At 73.9% G+C, this 15361-nt stretch carries 15 protein-coding genes; 11 read left to right on the forward strand and 4 right to left on the reverse strand.

Annotated features, from left to right (window positions below):
- Positions 1–7: 7 nt before the first annotated feature.
- Positions 8–1888 carry an ABC transporter ATP-binding protein gene (locus tag ElP_RS21560; protein WP_145272831.1) on the forward strand — a complete coding sequence of 627 codons (1881 nt, stop codon included), beginning with the start codon at positions 8–10 and terminating at the stop codon, positions 1886–1888.
- Positions 1889–2114: 226 nt separating this feature from the next.
- Positions 2115–3368, forward strand: a complete 1254-nt coding sequence (locus tag ElP_RS21565) for a Calx-beta domain-containing protein (protein WP_145272834.1) — start codon at positions 2115–2117, stop codon at positions 3366–3368.
- Positions 3369–3460: 92 nt separating this feature from the next.
- On the opposite strand, the gene ElP_RS21570 is transcribed toward ElP_RS21565, so the two are convergent.
- Positions 3461–4192, reverse strand: a complete 732-nt coding sequence (locus tag ElP_RS21570; RefSeq protein ID WP_231749205.1) for an SDR family oxidoreductase — start codon at positions 4190–4192, stop codon at positions 3461–3463.
- A gap of 198 nt (positions 4193–4390) precedes the next feature.
- Positions 4391–6448, reverse strand: a complete 2058-nt coding sequence (locus ElP_RS40740; protein WP_145272837.1) for a S8 family serine peptidase — start codon at positions 6446–6448, stop codon at positions 4391–4393.
- Between the two features lie 938 nt (positions 6449–7386).
- On the opposite strand from ElP_RS40740, the gene kdsB reads away from it, so the two are divergent.
- Positions 7387–8217, forward strand: a complete 831-nt coding sequence (gene kdsB / locus ElP_RS21580) for a 3-deoxy-manno-octulosonate cytidylyltransferase (protein WP_145272839.1) — start codon at positions 7387–7389, stop codon at positions 8215–8217.
- Positions 8201–9001 carry an alpha/beta hydrolase gene (locus ElP_RS21585; RefSeq protein WP_145272842.1) on the forward strand — a complete coding sequence of 267 codons (801 nt, stop codon included), beginning with the start codon at positions 8201–8203 and terminating at the stop codon, positions 8999–9001. Before kdsB ends, ElP_RS21585 begins: the two co-directional genes overlap by 17 nt.
- Before the next feature lie 64 nt (positions 9002–9065).
- Here the strand turns inward: ElP_RS21585 and ElP_RS21590 are convergent, their stop codons facing one another.
- Positions 9066–9575, reverse strand: a complete 510-nt coding sequence (locus ElP_RS21590) for a YciE/YciF ferroxidase family protein (RefSeq protein WP_145272845.1) — start codon at positions 9573–9575, stop codon at positions 9066–9068.
- A 221-nt stretch (positions 9576–9796) separates the two neighbouring features.
- On the opposite strand from ElP_RS21590, the gene ElP_RS21595 reads away from it, so the two are divergent.
- The 3 genes from ElP_RS21595 to ElP_RS21605 all read left to right on the forward strand — a co-directional run bounded on the left by ElP_RS21595 (position 9797) and on the right by ElP_RS21605 (position 10913).
- The gene (locus ElP_RS21595) at positions 9797–10177 is read left to right on the forward strand and encodes a group I truncated hemoglobin (RefSeq protein WP_145272848.1); all 381 of its coding nucleotides are present in this window, start codon (positions 9797–9799) and stop codon (positions 10175–10177) included.
- A gap of 100 nt (positions 10178–10277) precedes the next feature.
- A complete protein-coding gene (locus ElP_RS21600) occupies positions 10278–10577 on the forward strand; it encodes a hypothetical protein (RefSeq protein ID WP_145272851.1) in 300 nt (99 codons plus the stop codon).
- Positions 10578–10664: 87 nt separating this feature from the next.
- Positions 10665–10913, forward strand: a complete 249-nt coding sequence (locus ElP_RS21605) for a hypothetical protein (RefSeq protein ID WP_145272854.1) — start codon at positions 10665–10667, stop codon at positions 10911–10913.
- Between the two features lie 49 nt (positions 10914–10962).
- Here the strand turns inward: ElP_RS21605 and ElP_RS21610 are convergent, their stop codons facing one another.
- Complete coding sequence (locus ElP_RS21610; protein ID WP_145272856.1) at positions 10963–11973, reverse strand: DUF3500 domain-containing protein; 1011 nt, start codon at positions 11971–11973, stop codon at positions 10963–10965.
- A gap of 229 nt (positions 11974–12202) precedes the next feature.
- On the opposite strand from ElP_RS21610, the gene ElP_RS21615 reads away from it, so the two are divergent.
- The 4 genes from ElP_RS21615 to ElP_RS21630 all read left to right on the forward strand — a co-directional run bounded on the left by ElP_RS21615 (position 12203) and on the right by ElP_RS21630 (position 15210).
- Positions 12203–12697: a hypothetical protein gene (locus ElP_RS21615; protein WP_145272859.1), complete on the forward strand. Its 495-nt coding sequence runs from the start codon at positions 12203–12205 to the stop codon at positions 12695–12697.
- Between the two features lie 172 nt (positions 12698–12869).
- Positions 12870–13409 (forward strand): hypothetical protein, encoded by a 540-nt coding sequence (locus ElP_RS21620; RefSeq protein ID WP_145272862.1) that lies wholly within the window; start codon positions 12870–12872, stop codon positions 13407–13409.
- Between the two features lie 204 nt (positions 13410–13613).
- Positions 13614–13922 (forward strand): hypothetical protein, encoded by a 309-nt coding sequence (locus ElP_RS21625; protein ID WP_145272865.1) that lies wholly within the window; start codon positions 13614–13616, stop codon positions 13920–13922.
- 493 nt (positions 13923–14415) lie between these two features.
- On the forward strand, positions 14416–15210 hold the full coding sequence (locus ElP_RS21630; RefSeq protein ID WP_145272868.1) for an all3515 family Zur-repressed PEP-CTERM protein: 795 nt from the start codon (positions 14416–14418) through the stop codon (positions 15208–15210).
- Positions 15211–15361 lie beyond the last annotated feature (151 nt).

Consider the following 15361-nt stretch of genomic DNA (forward strand, 5'->3'; position numbering starts at 1 on the left):
GAGAGACATGAGCTGGGACGATTATCGCCGCGTCCGCCGAGGCGCGAGGATCGATTCCACCCGCCAGGCGGTCATCCACCTCGCCGGGGTCGTCCAGTCGCTGCTGGTCGTCGCCCTGGTCCTGGTGGTCGGCCTGGTCATCGCGCTGATCGACTCCGGGCCGGGCGAAGCGACGGTGAGGCTGGAGGGCTCGGGGGATCGCACGCTGGCCCGGATCTCCCTGGCCCTGCCGGGCGACCCCAGCGGGGCCGCCTCGCTGGAATCCCGGCGGGTCGCCGCCCAGGGGATCCTCGCCATCCTCGTCGCGGTGGCGCTCGGGCTGCTGCTGGCGATCACCACCCTCGACGCCCTCCGGCGCTGGGCCGCCGCCCGGCTCTCGGCCCGCCTGGGGGCCGCGCTCCGGCGGCAGATCCACCGCCAGATGTACCGCTTCGGCCAGTCGTCCCTGCCGACCGAGGGGATCGGCCCGATCGTCGACCTGTTCACCCGGCAGGTCGACGACCTCCGGGACGGCTTCCGCGCCGGGCTCGACGGCCTCTGGCGGCTCCCCGTCCTGTTCATCGGCCTGCTGGTGCTGGCGTTGGCCCTCTCGTGGCAGATGGCGCTGTTCCTCGGCGTGCTGGGCCTGCTGGTGGCCCTGCTCGCCTCCTCGCTGCTGCGACGCTCCTCGTCGTCCGCCACGGCCGCCGAGCGCGACTCGGCCATGAAGATGAGCCTGCTGCACGAGGACCTCGGCCAGATCCGCACCGTTCGGGTCTTCGCCATCGAGGGGGCCGACAACCGCCGCTTCGACGACCACCTGGAGGAGTATCGCGAGGCCGACGCCTCCCGGCTCCCGTTCGACACCCGGCCCGGCCCCGGCGTGGCGCTGCTGCTGGGGATCGCCGGCGCCCTGGCCTTCGGCATGGTCGGCTACCTCGCCCTCGCCGGGGCCCTGGAACCGTCGACCGCGCTGACGTTGGCCCTCACCCTCGGCCTGCTGCCGCTGCCCCTCTCCGGCTGGGCCCGGATGCGCCGCGTCCGGCGTCGGGCCGCGCGGGCCGCCTTCGACGTGGCCCGGTTCCTCGACCGTCGCCCCGAGCTGCTCCAGGTCCCCGCCGCGAAGTTCCTCTCGCCGGTTCGCAACCGGATCGTCCTGGAGAACGTCTCGGTCGAGGGCCCCACCGGCCGTCGCCTGCTGGAGGGCGTCTCCCTGGAGCTGCCCGCCGGCTCCCGGACCGCTCTCATGGGCCGGGACGAGGACAGCAAGCAGGCCCTCGTCTGCCTGCTCCCCCGCCTGCTCGACCCCCGCACCGGCCGGGTCCGCATGGACGGCCTGGATCTCCGGGAGGTCACGCTCGACTCCCTCCGCGCCCAGGTCTCCACCGTCTTCCAGTCCGACCTGATCTTCAGCGACACCGTCCGCTTCAACATCGGCCTGGGGGACCCCAGCTACGACCTCCCCCGGATGATCGAGGCCGCCAAGAACGCCCACGCCCACCACATCATCCAGGACCTCCCCGAGGGCTACGACACCTACGTCGGCCCGCTCGGCCACTACCTCCGGGTGGACGAGCAGTACCGGATCGCCCTGGCCCGGGCCTGGCTGCACGACCCCTCGATCCTCATCATTGAGGAGCCGACCGTCCCCCTCGACGAGACGATCAAGCCCCTGATCGACGACGCCGTCGCCCGCCTCTCCCAGGGCCGCACGGTCCTGTTCCTCGCCCACCGGCTCTCGACCATCCGGGCATGCGACCGCGTCATCGTCCTCCACAACGGCCGGATCGAGGCCAGCGGCACCGCCCGGGACCTCCAGGCCGAGAGCAAGCTCTACCGGCACCTCCAGTACCTGGAATTCAACCAGTTCGCCGCCGGGGGCATCGAGGCCGGGCAGATGCACGGCTGACCTGCATATACCGCACCGGGGACACCGGAGCGGGCCGCCGGGTAGTTCCCAGGGATCTCGAAGAACGGGTCAAAATCGCTGGATTTGACCGGTCTGTGGTGCTAGGGTTGTCTCGCCCGAACGATGAGCCTCGGGCGACTGACGGGCGGTCCTCCCGGTTCTGGGGAGGGCAGTCCTCGCCGTCGATCGACGGCCCCCTGGCGCGTCTCGGGCCGGAGACCCCCCGATGATTGCCCTTCGTCATCGCCGACGGCGAGCCTCGATCGCCCATCGACCAATCATTGGTCGACTCCCGATCGAGTCACTGGAAGGCCGGGCCCTGCTCTCCCGGGTCTTCTTCGACACGCAGGTCGTCCGCGCCGCCGAGCCGACCGGATCGGTCGAGCTGACGCTCCGGCGCTTCGGCCCTCCGGAGCAACTTGCCGCCGAGGAGACGTTCCCCGTCTCCTATGGGGACGAGACCGCCACCTCGGGCGTCGACTATCAGCCCACGCCGACGAGCGTCACCTTCGCCCCCGGCGAGGAATCGGTCACCTTCTCCGTCCCGATCCTGCCCGACCAAGAGGACGACGACGACGAGACCTTCACCGTCACCGCCACCGGCGACCCGATCCCCCCCGAGGAGATCTTCCCCCCCGGAATCCCCGTCCCGCCGGGCTTCCCACCGCAACTGAACGTCGCGACGACGACCGTCCGGATCTCGGACAGCGCCGACATCACCTCGCCGACGATCGCCGGCCTCCAGATGATCCCCGCCCGGGGAGGCCACCGGATCGCCGCCGTCCGCCTCACCTTCAGCGAGCCGATGGACCCGGCCCTGGCGTCGAACCCGGCCTCCTATGCCCTGTTCGCCCAGTACCCGTTCCGCTTCATGGGGAGCACCGGCTCCTACAACGGGACCCCGATCGCCATCCGATCGGCCACCTACGAGCCGGCCTCCAACTCCGTGCTCCTGCAACCCGCCCGGCAATTGCCGGGGAGCCTGGCGTACGTCCTCCGCCACGCGGGGCCGGACGACTTCACTCCAATCCTGCCGCTGACCGACCTCGCCGGAAATCCGATCACCAGTTTTCCCGAGTTCGATGCGTTCGGGAACGGCCAGTTCTCCCTGACCTTCGCCCGGGGCCGGAGGCTGCTGCTCCAGGAGATCGGGAGTGCGTTCGGGACCCCCAATGGGGTCACCCTCTTCCAGCTCCAGGGGAGGGGGACCCTGGAATTCGTCCAGGCCCCGTTCCTCTCCTCGTCGGAATCGTTCGACCCGGACACCCAGATCTTCCCCACGTCCTCCGAGCTTCGGGTCGTCGAGGCCGGGCCAACACCGGTCACGATTGTCGGCCGGGGCGTCGGGCCGCGATACCTCTTCTTCAGCGGCAACGCGATCCGGGTCGTCTCCCCGGTCCCCGTGAATCTTCGACTCCAGAACCGATCCGACGACCCGACGTTCCCCACGTTCCAGGTCAGCGAGGTTGTCATCACCTGATCGGCACGACTCCCGGGCGTCCGGCCCGAGACACCATCGCCCCGACGGCCGGCGGGGCGTCCTCGACGCCCGCCGGCCCGATCGGCCGAAGATCAGGCGAAGTCGTCCACCGTCGGCTTGATGACCAGCTCCGGCACGTGGGCCCTCGCCGGCAGCTCGGCCAGGAACCGGACGGCGGCGGCCACGTCCTCCGGTTGGAGGATCTGTGCCCTCCGCTCGGCCGACACCGGCACGGGCCGACGGTCGAGGATCGGCGTCTCGACCTCGCCGGGGTGGATCGCCGTCGACCGGATCCCGTACTTCCCCTCTTCGCGGCCGATGCACCAGGCCAGCGCGTTCTGGCCGAACTTCGACGCCGAGTACGCCGAGCCCCCCAGCACGCTGGCCCGGATGCCCGCGATCGAGGCGATCTGGACGATCAGCCCCCGCTTATGCCTGCGCATCGACGGCAGCACGAAGTGGACGAGGTTGAACGCGCCGGTCAGGTTCGTGGCGATGAGGCTGTCCCAGTCGCCCGGGTCCAGCTCCTCCAGCGACCGCCTCGGGATGTTGATCCCCGCGTTGCAGACGAGGATGTCGACGCCGCCGAAGTCGTCCAGCACCCGCTCGACCATCCCCGCCACCGCCGCCCGGTCGGCCACGTCGCAGGGCTCGACCCGGCACCTCCCCGCCGCCTCGCCCCCCAGCCCCTTCACCACGTCCTCCAGCTTCCCCCGGTCCCGGCCGACGAGGGCCACCCTCAGGCCGGCCCCGGCCAGGTCCTCGGCGATCGCGCGGCCCATGCCGCTGCCCGCGCCGGTGATCAAAGCGGTTCGGTGCTCCACGTCCGGGTGCCTCCTGGGGGGGTTGCTCGTCGCTCGGGTGTTCGCGTCGAGGGGACGGTTCGGGATCCCTCGGGCCGCCGTTCGGTCGGGTGCCCGAGGCCCGGGAACCGAGCGAGGGACCCCGCCGGCGTCTCGACGACGCCCGGCGCGGTCCCTCGAAGGTTTGGCAACGGATTCTAACCGGCGGCCCCGGGATGCTCAACGCATCGACCGTCTCGCCTCCAGGACCGAGATCAGGCGGGACGAGGCGGCCGGGAACGCCCGGGTCGGCTCGGGGCGGGCGCGGAGCCGGGCGGCCGCCGTGGCACGGGAGGTCCTCAGGAACTGGGCCCGGCTCCAGAGCGCCGGGGTGCCCGGCGTGCCGAGGCTCCAGGCCCGGACCCCGAGGGTCGGGGCCGAGCCCCCCCGGCCGAACAGCAGGTCGAGCGGGGAGGGCGACGCACCCGGCCCCGCCTCCGATTCCCCGATCGGGGCGGCCGGGGCCTCCTCGGCCGACGGATCGTCGAGGTCGACAGGGGCCGACTCGTCATCGAATAACTCGTCGACGACCTCGGGCGAGACGGGCGGCACGACCGGGGCGTCCGGCCCCGTCGGCGGCTCGTCGCCGCTGGGCGCGTCGGCCGGGGTGGCGGGTTCGAGGTCGGCGCCAAGCGGCGGTACGGGCGAGGGCTCAGGGGAGGCGGGCCCCTCTGGGGGCTGGTCCTCCCCCGCGCCCGGCGAGGGCGGCGAGGCGATCGGCCCGGGCGAGGAGGGCGGCGGCGGGGAGGCCTCCGGCTCGGTCGGCGCCGGGGTGGCCGGGGCCTCCCCCTGCGTCGGCACCTCGGACGCGGGAGCCTCCGACGCCGGTTCCTCCGGCGACCCCCCCGAGGGTGGGGCGACCGGCCCCGAACCCGAGCCCGGGTCGCCGGCCGAAGGCCCCTGCCCTCCCGGCGTCGCCGGGGGCTCGGACGGCGCCGAACCGCCCCCCGTCGATCCCGATCCGCCCGACCCCGATCCTCCCGACCCGACCGGCGGCTCCGCCACCGGCACCGAAGGGCGGTCGACCTGCCCCCCCTGGCTCGGCGGGGTGGTGGTCCCGCCCCCCCCCGGGGGCGGAGTGGGCGTGACGACGACTGGGGGGGGCGTCGGGGTCGGCTTCGGGGCCGGGGGGGACGGCACCCGCTCCGCCGCGGCGGGGAGGTCGAGCCGGCCGATCGTGATCCCCGAGGCCGCGTCCCGCACCGGCACGGCCGAGTCCCGCAGCCAGCCTTCCAGCTGGTCGACGCTCGGCAGGGTGCCGAACCGCTTCAGGTACAATTCCTGGAGCAGCAGCACCGAGCCCGTCACCAGCGGGGCGGCGAAGCTCGTCCCGTCCAGCGGGGCGAACGAGGTGCCCACCCAGGGCCCCACCACCTGCCGGCCCGGGGCGAGCAGGTCGGTGGCCGACTTCCCCCCGGCGGCCCGGCCGAGCCGCTGGGCGTCGGCCGCGATCGCGTCGGCCCCGTCGGAGCCGGTCACGCTGATCGTGTTGTCCACGATCGCCGTGAACCCCATCCCCTGCTGGCCCGAGTAGCTGTTCCCCGCCGCCGTGACCACGGGGATCTTCAGCCCCTCCAGCGCGTCGATCAGGTCGATGATCCGGGTCACCACCGGGCCGGCGAACAGCGAGGGGGCCGTCAGGTAGTTCTTGCCGTCGGAGATCGACAGGTTCACGACGCTGATCTTGTAGCGCTCGTGATTGGTGATGACCCATTGAAGCGCGTCGGCGATCGCCTCGAAGCTGCCCCGGCCGTCGTCGCCGAAGACCCGGAGCGCGGCGACCTCGGCCCCGGGGGCCACGCCGAGCGCCTGCTCGTCCCGGGAGGCGATAATGCCGGCCACGGCCGTCCCGTGCGCCGACTGCGAGGCCCTCGGGTCGGCGTCGCCGTCCCCGAAGTCGTGGCCGGCGAGCACGACCCGGCCGTCGCCGAAGCCGCCGCCGAAGGCCGGGTGGTCGTAGTCGACCCCCGTGTCGATCACCGCCGCGGTCAGCCCGGCGCCGGTCACGCCGAAGCGGGCCCGGGCCTCGGAGGCCCCGATGATGGCGTCCTGCGCGGTCGTCGCCGCCGAGGACGAGGCGACGAGGGCCGGCGGCGACTCGGCCAGGATCGGCTCCAACTCGGCGGCCGGACCGACGACGGCCCCTCCCCCGGTCGAGGCCGTGCTGAGCAGGCATCGCGACTCGAAGGCCTCGACGCCGGGGCGGCTCGGATGCCGGGGGGGTCGGTTGCGCATCATGGGACTGGGCTCTCGGGCGGCCGCGACGGACCGACCGGCCGTGCCGTCGCGAGACGCCTCGGGCCCTCGAGGCCGACGCGGGGCGATGCGTCGGGGTCGCGAGGGGTTCGGTCCGGGGCGGGCGCGCCGTCGCCGATCGGGGGGACTCGGGGGGCGGGCGACCGCGTCGGCCCGTCGTCGGGGCCGGTCGCGGTGGTCGCGGCGTGCCTCGCATCCTGCGGCCCGATCGGGCCGACCGACCCGATCGTCCGGCGGCGGGGCCCGTCCTGGCCCCGCCTGGTCCGCCCGGGATTGCCCCGGGCCGTCCCGATCGCCGGTCGCCGGGCCGGCCTCACGGCCCTTAGCCCGATCCGACGATCCCTCGCTGCCCCATCGAATCGGCCGGCCTCGTCGCCGGCCTTCACGCCCCGCCGGGAAACTCCCCGGCCCTTACCCGCGCGACCGCCCCGTCCGATCCGCCCCTCATCCGTCGCATCCCGGGCGTGTCCCCCCGCCCGGGATGATCCCTCACAATCCGGCCCTCGCCTCCCGTCGCCCCACGGTCGGCCCGGGCCGTCTCCGCCCGGGGAAGGTTATCGTCCGGGACCTGATTGAAAGATTGCCTTGTACCCGATTGTAAACTGGTCGATGGGTCTCCAAACCCCTACCGCCCGTCGGACCCCGACGACCCCACGTGCCGGCCCACCCCCGCAGGCCCTCCCCGGCCCGGGACCCGACGGCCGCCCGGCCGCGGCCCCGTCCGCCCCGTCGGCGGCAAATCGTGCGCCTCTCCCGGCCGCCTCGCGGCCGAGACGCATCGGGGTCGCTCGATCTAACCTCCCTTGACGCCCCCCCGCCCGGCCGATACCCTGCCTCCCACCCGGCGGGCCGATTCTGCCGCGCCCCCGACCTCGAGGGCTTCGCCCGCCCTCGACCGCCACGGAAGGCGAGGTGACCCGATGCCTGCCGACGCCCGACCCGCCGCCGAGGACGCCGCCCGGCCGCATCGAGACGGCCCCGCCGACCGTCGGGGCCCGGTCGTCGCCATCATCCCCGCCCGGTATGCGTCCAGCCGGTTGCCGGGCAAGCCGCTGCTCCGCGAGACGGGCCGGCCGCTGATCCAGCACGTGGTCGAGGCCGCCGGGCGCTCCCGCAGGATCGACCGCGTGATCGTCGCCACCGACGATCCCCGGATCCTCGACGCCGTCCGCCGCCTGGGTGGCGAGGCCGTCCTCACCCGGGACGACCACCCCAGCGGCACCGACCGGGTCGCCGAGGTCGCCGCCCGGCTCCCCGAGTGCCGGATCGTCGTCAACCTCCAGGGGGACGAGCCCGAGATCGAGCCCGAGGCCCTCGACCTCGTCGTCGATTTGCTCGACGCCGACCCCTCCTCCCCGATGGCGACCATCTGCACGCCGATCCGGGACCGCGAGACCTACCTCGACCCCTCCTGCGTCAAGGTCGTCCGCTCCCCGACCGGCCGCGCCCTCTATTTCTCCCGACGCCCGATCCCCTGCCACCGGGACGGCGAGCCCGACCCGTCGACCGGCCCGCTCGGCTTCCTCCACCTCGGCCTCTACGCCTACCGCCGGGAGTTCCTCCTCCGGCTCGCCACGCTCCCCCCCTCCCCCCTGGAGCTGGCCGAGCGGCTGGAACAGCTCCGGGTCCTCGAGGCCGGCGAGCCGATCGCCGTGGGGGTCGTGCCCCACGCCCCCGCGGGCATCGACACCCCGGAGGACTACCGCGCCTTCCTCTCCCGATGGCGAGCCCGAGATGGCCGAGCCGCCTGATCCCCCGCACCCGGCCGATCCCCCCCCCGCCGCCTGCCTCGTGCTCCACGGCCTCGGCGGCGGCCCCTACGAGGCCGGGCCGCTCCTCCGGGCCCTGGAGGCGTCCGGCCTCGCCGTCGAGGCCCCCGTCTATCCCGGCCACGAGGGGCCGGGGCCCCACATGCCCCGGTCCACCTGGCGGCAATGGTTCGGGGTCGTCGGCTCGGCCTTCGACCGGCTCCGAGAGGCCCACGGCCGGGTCGCCGTGGTCGGCTTCTCCACCGGGGGGACGCTGGCGCTGCATCTGGCCGCGTCGAGGCCGGTCGACCGGATGGCGCTGATGGCGCCGTTCCTGGCGGTCCGACACCGGTGGTACTACGGCGTCCGCCCCGAGCACTATCTGCTCACCCTCGGCCGGGTCGTCCGCCGGGTCCCCCGGCGGAGGTCGGCCGTCACCGACCGCGTCGTCCGGGACGAGCTGGAGCGCTCGATCCCCTTCCGGACCTTCAGCCTCGACGCCGCCCGAAGCGCCGTCGAGCTGATCCGGCTGGTCCGGGCCGAGGCGGGCTCCGTCACGGCGCCGACCCTCATCATCCAGTCCCGCTTCGACTCGGTCGTCGACCCGGCGGGGGCCCGCTGGCTGTTCGACCACCTCGGCACGCCCGAGGTTGAACGGGAGCTGGTCTGGCTCGACCGGTCGGACCACCTGCTCGCCCTCGACGTCGAGCGCGAGGCGGTCATCGGCCGGGTCCTGGCGTTCCTCGGCCGGGCCCCCGGGCCCGGATCGGCCGGGGGCGGGGCCTGAGCCGGGGGGAGGCGGCCGGGCGATCGCCCCGCACGCCGCCCCCGCCCGGATCGACGCCGGCCGATCAGTGGGCGGCCTTGACGTTGATCGAGGACTCGGCCAGCTCGGTCAGCTTGGCGTCGGTGGCCTTCTCCTCGTCCAGGGTCTCTTGGAGCAGCCGGGCGACGGTCTGGTTGCCGTGCCGCAGGGCGAAGTTCCGGGCGCTGCCGTACGCGGCGATCTCGTAGTGCTCCACCCGCTGCGCGGCGGCGATCAGGGCGGCGTCCTTGACGTCGGGGTCGCCCTTGGCGTCGATGACCTCCTCGCCCTCGGAGATCAGGCCCTTGATGGCGTTGCAGGTGACGGCCTTGGGCTCCTTGCCCATCGCCTTGAAGGCCTGCTCCAGCCGGGTGACCTGCCCCTCGGTCTCCCTCAGGTGCGCCTCGATCCCCGCCTTGAGCTTGGCGTCGTGCGCGGCGTTGGCCATCTTGGGCAGGGCCTTGGTCAGGCGCTGCTCGGCGTCGTACAGGTCGCCGAGCTGGTCGCAGACCAGGTCTTCCATCGAATTCAGTTCCTTGCTCGTGAACAAGCCCATGGGTGTTCCTCCCGGTCGTTGGTGATGCGTGTCCGTCCGGGCCGCACGCCCGTGCGGCCCCCCCCGACCCGCCCGCAAAGTCCGTTCCGAGCGGTGACGGCCGGTTGCGGATCCCCGCCCCTCGCGTAGAATCGACCCATCGGCGGGCGGACGAGGCCGGGGCACCCCCGACACCCCCCGGCGCGAGGCGAGGCGGCATCGATCGACCGGAGGCGGCCCGGATGGGAGACGAAGCGACCCTCTTCGAGCGGATCGGCGGCGAGCCGGCGATGGCCCGGATCCTCGACGAGTTCTACGCCCGGGTCCTCGACGACCCGGAGCTGGGGCCGTTCTTCCGGCACGCCTCGATGGACTCCCTCCGCCGCATGCAGCTCGAATTCCTCGGCGCCGCCCTGGATGGCCCGCTGGGCTACTCCGGCCTCGCCCTCTCCCACGCGCACCAGGGCCGGGGCATCACCGCCCGCCACTTCAACCGCTTCACCCAGCACTTCCTGGAGACCCTCCGCGCCCGGGGGGTCGGGGAGGCGGAGGTGGTCGACGTCATCGCTCGCATCAACACCTATGCCGACGACATCGTCGGCCGGTCGGCCGTCAGCGAATAGCCCCCTCCCCCCGCGTTCGGCACGCCGATTGCTTCAATCCTCGCCCATCGATCCGACGGGCGCGTCCGCCCGTCTTGTCCGGGAGGCGGAGGGACGAGGCATGCGCATCAAACGGGTCAATTCCGACGTCGGCGAGAAAGTCGCGAGCATCGCGCTCTGGCTGCTCGGCCTGGGCGTCATCCTGGCGATCTGGGGCGGCGTCTGGTCGTTCTACCTCTTCCGCAACCCGCCCGAGCGGGAGTTGATGGCCTTCTTCGCCGCGGGCCTGCTGCTCTCGGGGCTCGACCTGATCGCCATCGGGCTGCTCTCCGGCCGGATCGGCCGGGCCGCCCGGGATCGGGACGAGCCGGCCGATCGGGTCGCCGTCTCTACACCCGACCGGACCGGTCACACCGCCTGAGCCGGGCACCGACGGCGGCCCCCTGGGCCGCCCGCCCCCCGATGAGACCCCCAAACGACCCCAACCACGGACCCGGAGCGCCCGACGATGCCGACCCTCTCGAACGATCCCGAGGCTTCCTGGGCCGGCACGGCGCTTTCCGGCGTCACGGCCGGCTCGCTGCTGACGATCTGGAGCGGCCTCTGGCTCGCCTTCCTCTCCCGGAACGAGCCGGAGCACTCTTTCTGGACCTACCTCGCCGCCGGCTGCCTGCTCACCGGCCTCGCCTTCTTCGGCGGGGGCCTGAGCATGGGCCTGGTCCGGAGGCACACCGAGGACGAGGCCGAGCAGGCCTGACCCCCCGGACCGGTCCGGGGGGCTTCGGGAGGGTCCGTGCGGCCCCGGGTCAGGCTCGGCCGCCCGGCGCCTGCCCGGCGAAATCGACCCACGCGTGCACGTGGGGCGTGCCGTGGAAGTGCCAGGAGAAGGCCGGGCCCTCGACCTTCCAGACGTCCCGGATGCGGCCCCCGGCTGCCCCGCCGCCCCCGTAATCGGTCAACCGGAGTGGGTCGATCCCCCCTGCGGAGTCCAGGAGGGCCAGCACCCCCGCCCGACTCGCCTCGCTGAAGGGGGAAAGCATGGCCCCGATCAGCCCGAGGACCATCCGCTTCTGCCGGCCGTCGAGGTCCCCGACGCGGATCCCCCGCTCCCCCCCCGGGCCGGGGGCCAGGGGGGATTCGGCGAGGGCCCGGGCTCGCCGGTCGCCGTCCAATGACCGGAAGAGCGCGTCGGCCCGCTCCGCCTGATCCCACCAGACGTTCCGGGAGCGGCCCCCGACCTCGACGACCGGTGCCGGGGCGTGGCCGTAGAAGATCGGCCCGCCGAAAGGCCACCCCCCGGACCGGTCGCCGTCGGCCCTCAGGGTGACGTGCCGGCCGGTCAGGACCCACTCGAAGGGCGTGACGGTGCCCGGCGTGCCGAAGAGGGCGACGTGGTAGGCCTCGAAGCCGCCGGAGTCGTCGCCCATCTGCCTCATGAAGCGGTCGAAGCCGTCCTCGGAGGTGATCCCCCGCAGGATCTCCCGGCAAAGCTCCCGCTGCGCGCCCTCCAGGTCGCCGATCGTCGGCCCAACGATCGCCCAGTTGTGCTCGACGCGGGAACGGAGCGGGTGGTCGTGGGGGAAGCAGATGGCCTCGCGCTGGTCGGTCGTCAGCGTGCCGAACAGCCGGGCGACCGCCGAGTCGGCCGGTTCCGGCGACATCGGGACGACCCCGCCGGACCGCCCCCGGGACTCGGGCCTCGTCCCGGTCGACGGGACGCCGATCCGCGGCATGGCGGCCGCCCCCAGCCCGGAGGCGCCGACGGCCCGGACGAACGCCCGGCGGGTCGGCCGGCCGTCGCGGGGTGTCGCTGGCATCGGCGTCCTCCTCGGTCGTCGTCCCGGGGCCCCCTGACCGATCGGCCCCCCGACGACGGCCCGAGGCCCGGCCGTGCCCACTCTATCAGGAGTCCGGCCCGGGGGGGAATCGGCCGCTCTCGTCCCGGGGCCGCCCGACGGCCCCCGAAAACATCGGGCATCGCCGCCCCCGATGTCGCCGAGTTGGGAACGAGCCGACCGTGATTGCATCACCCAAGGAGGATGCTCGATGGAGAACTGGACCGCCGGCGTGTCTCGCCTGATCCTGGACCGCACCGTCGAGGAACTGTTCGCCTCGATGATCGTCGCCCTGGTCATCGCCGGGGCGGCGGCCCCCCTGGGGGCCTGGCTCTGCCGGTCGAGGGAGGACGGGGCGACCCGGCTCACCGCCGTGATGTTCGTCTCCACGCTACTCGGCATGATCGTGGCCGGCAGCTTCGTCGAGCGGGAGCACCAATCCGCGAAGGGGTCGCTCGCGCTCGCCCCGCCCCCCCACCACTTCAACCCGGGGTGGAGGGGGATGAGGCGCCTGCCCATGTACTACCAGATGAAGGGCATCCTCGACGCCGACGGCGACGGCCACGTCTCGACCGAGGAGTTCCAGGACGCGTCCGAGGCCCTCGGCACCGAGGACCGGCTTCAACACTCCGGCCCGCCCATGGCCCCTAGCGACGGCGGCCGGGGCGACGTCCCCCGGCCCCGTCGGGCGGCCGAGGGGATCTGACGCCCCCGGGGGGCCGGGGCCTCGGGCCGGGGGCCGGTCCACGTCCCGTCCGCCCCCCGCCCCGAGGTGCGGTCGGGCCCCGGATTTGCATCGACCTCCGCCGAAGACGGGGGCGTGACGCCGACGCTCCGGCCGTCCCGCGTCCCCTCCTCGAATCGACGGAGAATCACCGATGAATCATCCTAACGAGACGACCTTTGGCCGGGCGATGCTGCTGGCGGGCGTCACCGGCCTGCGATCGGCGCTCGGCCCCGCCCTGGTCTCCGCGTCCAGGCGGGGGCCCGGCCGGGAGGCGCTGGCCCTGGCCGCGATGGCCGAGCTGGTCGTGGACAAGCTCCCCTTCGCCCCCAGCCGCAGCAGCCTCCCGGGCTTGCTCCCCCGGGTCCTCGCCGGGTACTGGGTCGCCCAGCAGGTGGCCCGGGACGACCACTCCCGGGATCCCTCGATCCCCCTCGCCGGTGCCGCCGCCGCCGCGCTCACGGCGTTGATCGCCCCGCAACTCCGGTGGGCGATCGGCCGCTCCTTCCGCGTCCCCGATCCCGTGATCGGCGCCCTCGAGGACGCCCTGGCCCTCTACCTCGGCAGCCTCGCCGCCGGCCTCACCGAGGGCGACCTCCGCGACCTCGCCTCCGACGCCCTGGGCGAGCTTCGACAGGGCCGCGTCACGCCCGCCTTCCGCCAGTTCGGCGGCCGGCTGCTCCCCTCCCGCTGAATCGGCCCGGGGCCGCCACGCCGGGGGGATGTTCGGCGGAACATGAGCTGATTTCGATCGCGTGACGATTTCGGCCGATGACGCGGCGATCGCCGCGACCCGCTTGACTCCGCCGCCCCGCGCTGGTGCAATACCCGGCACGATCAGGCCCGGCCCCCGGCCTCGCGCCGGGGCCGGGAACCCCCCCACGAGACTCGCCGCACCATGCCTCGGCTGCAACGGCTCTTGATCTGGTGCTCGATGGCGCTGGCCGGGACGTTCGTCCTGGCGGGCCCCGGCGTGCACCTGCTCTCGCCGTGCGGCCACGAGGCCGGGCACGACCCCGGCGGCCTCCCCGATCGGGACGATTCCTGCCCGATCTGCGCGCTCCACTCCCAGGCCCAGGCGCCCGCCCCGGTCGCCTCGGTCGACCGGCCGGCCCCCGCGTTCGGCCCCGTCGAGGCCCATTCGGATGAGGCCCGACGCCTCGACCTCCCCTCCTGCCTGCTCCCCCGGGCACCGCCGCTCGCTTGACGCGGGCCGGTCCCGTCCCGCGCCCCCTGCCGCACTCCGGCCCGACCCGGGCCCCCGGCAGGCCCATGACATGACGGCCCTCGTCCCGGTCCCCCGAGGCGAGCGTCGACGTCGATGATGTCGATCCGGTCGGGGGTCCGCCTCCCGCCGGGCCGCAACCACGTCCCCGGTCCCGGGGCCTGAACCCGGACCCCGGTCCGTCGACCGACGGTCGGATGCGCCGCGCGTCTCCCGCCCCGAGGGCGTCCATCGCCTCGGGAGCGGGGACCGCCGCCCGTCCCCGATCGCCGCCGACGACCCGTCCCGACGGGGCACGGCGTCCGCGCCGGTCCCGGCCCTCGAATCCCGGATCGCTCCGGCCGCGCGCCCGTCGGGGGTGACATCACCCCCGGCCCCGGTCGCGGTGCGCCCGGCGATCCCCTCGACCACGCCCCCGGGCCGCCGTCGGCGCGTCGCCGACGGGCCGGGTGCGCTTGCGTAGGAGTCTGCTCCGATGAATCGTTTCCGATCCGTTGCCGCGACGGCCGCCCTGCTCCTGGTGACCTCGGCCGGGGCCTGCCGGGCCGAGTCCGTCGGCTACTACGTCGCCCGGGATTCCCAGCAGGAACTCTCGGGGGGCGTCACCAATCCGAACTTCGACCGGCTGACCTTCCTGTTCAACCACGGCAACCACTTCCACAGCATCGGCCGCTTCGGGGGCGGACCGAATCAGCTCCCCGAGTCGTACGTCGGCGGCCGGATCACCCTGGCCGAGGGCTTCGGCGCCATGGCCGGGCGGTTCGTCAGCGTCCGCTACCACAACGCCGACCCGGCGAGCGAATACAGCGACCTCCGGGTCGCCTCGATCCACACCCTGGCCGACGCCCCGGTCGGCTCCGAGGAGGAGGTCCTTTACAATAGCTCGGCCGGGCGCTGGAGCGATTTGCCGCTGGACGGCGCGATGGTCGCCCTGGAGGTGGTGGAACTGTCCGAGGGCCTCAACGCGACCTTCGGCGACGGGTCGGAGGTCGCCACCGGGGTCGGCGACCGGCTGACGCTCGGCGCGGGCGATTCGTTCACCGGCCCGTTGCAATTCTTCACCGACCTCGGCGTCGCGGCCCGGACGGGGCTCTCCGCCACGTTCCGGCTCATCGATGTGAACGCCGGCTCGCCGTTGCTCGGCTCGGGCGACTTCCGGTTCGACTTCGCCACCGTCCCCGAGCCCGGCTCCGCCGTCCTGGTCGGCCTCGGCCTGGCCGGCCTGGCCGGCCTGCGGTGGCGTCGCTCCCGTCGGCCCCGCCTCGCCTGAGTTGATCGCCGCGTCACGCGGCCGATTGACGCGAAACGGGCCGGGCCGATCCCCCCGGATCGGCCCGGCCCGTGCGTTCGTCCGTTCGTTCGTCCGAGTCGATCCGGCCGGGCGACCCCGGCCATCGTCCCCCGCATCGGAACGATTTCTC

It is taken from the genome of Tautonia plasticadhaerens (assembly GCF_007752535.1).
GTDB classification, from domain to species: Bacteria; Planctomycetota; Planctomycetia; order Isosphaerales; family Isosphaeraceae; genus Tautonia; species Tautonia plasticadhaerens.

Excerpts from the sequence above, each read along its gene's own strand:
- ElP_RS21595 (WP_145272848.1), top strand. The coding sequence starts at position 9,797 with ATGGGAGACGAAGCGACCCTCTTCGAGCGGATCGGCGGCGAGCCGGCG.
- ElP_RS21560 (WP_145272831.1), top strand. The coding sequence starts at position 8 with ATGAGCTGGGACGATTATCGCCGCGTCCGCCGAGGCGCGAGGATCGAT.
- kdsB (WP_145272839.1), top strand. The coding sequence starts at position 7,387 with ATGCCTGCCGACGCCCGACCCGCCGCCGAGGACGCCGCCCGGCCGCAT.
- ElP_RS21615 (WP_145272859.1), top strand. The coding sequence starts at position 12,203 with ATGGAGAACTGGACCGCCGGCGTGTCTCGCCTGATCCTGGACCGCACC.
- ElP_RS21565 (WP_145272834.1), top strand. The coding sequence starts at position 2,115 with ATGATTGCCCTTCGTCATCGCCGACGGCGAGCCTCGATCGCCCATCGA.
- ElP_RS21590 (WP_145272845.1), bottom strand. The coding sequence starts at position 9,575 with ATGGGCTTGTTCACGAGCAAGGAACTGAATTCGATGGAAGACCTGGTC.
- ElP_RS21585 (WP_145272842.1), top strand. The coding sequence starts at position 8,201 with ATGGCCGAGCCGCCTGATCCCCCGCACCCGGCCGATCCCCCCCCCGCC.
- ElP_RS21630 (WP_145272868.1), top strand. The coding sequence starts at position 14,416 with ATGAATCGTTTCCGATCCGTTGCCGCGACGGCCGCCCTGCTCCTGGTG.
- ElP_RS40740 (WP_145272837.1), bottom strand. The coding sequence starts at position 6,448 with ATGATGCGCAACCGACCCCCCCGGCATCCGAGCCGCCCCGGCGTCGAG.
- ElP_RS21625 (WP_145272865.1), top strand. The coding sequence starts at position 13,614 with ATGCCTCGGCTGCAACGGCTCTTGATCTGGTGCTCGATGGCGCTGGCC.
- ElP_RS21620 (WP_145272862.1), top strand. The coding sequence starts at position 12,870 with ATGAATCATCCTAACGAGACGACCTTTGGCCGGGCGATGCTGCTGGCG.
- ElP_RS21610 (WP_145272856.1), bottom strand. The coding sequence starts at position 11,973 with ATGCCAGCGACACCCCGCGACGGCCGGCCGACCCGCCGGGCGTTCGTC.
- ElP_RS21600 (WP_145272851.1), top strand. The coding sequence starts at position 10,278 with ATGCGCATCAAACGGGTCAATTCCGACGTCGGCGAGAAAGTCGCGAGC.
- ElP_RS21605 (WP_145272854.1), top strand. The coding sequence starts at position 10,665 with ATGCCGACCCTCTCGAACGATCCCGAGGCTTCCTGGGCCGGCACGGCG.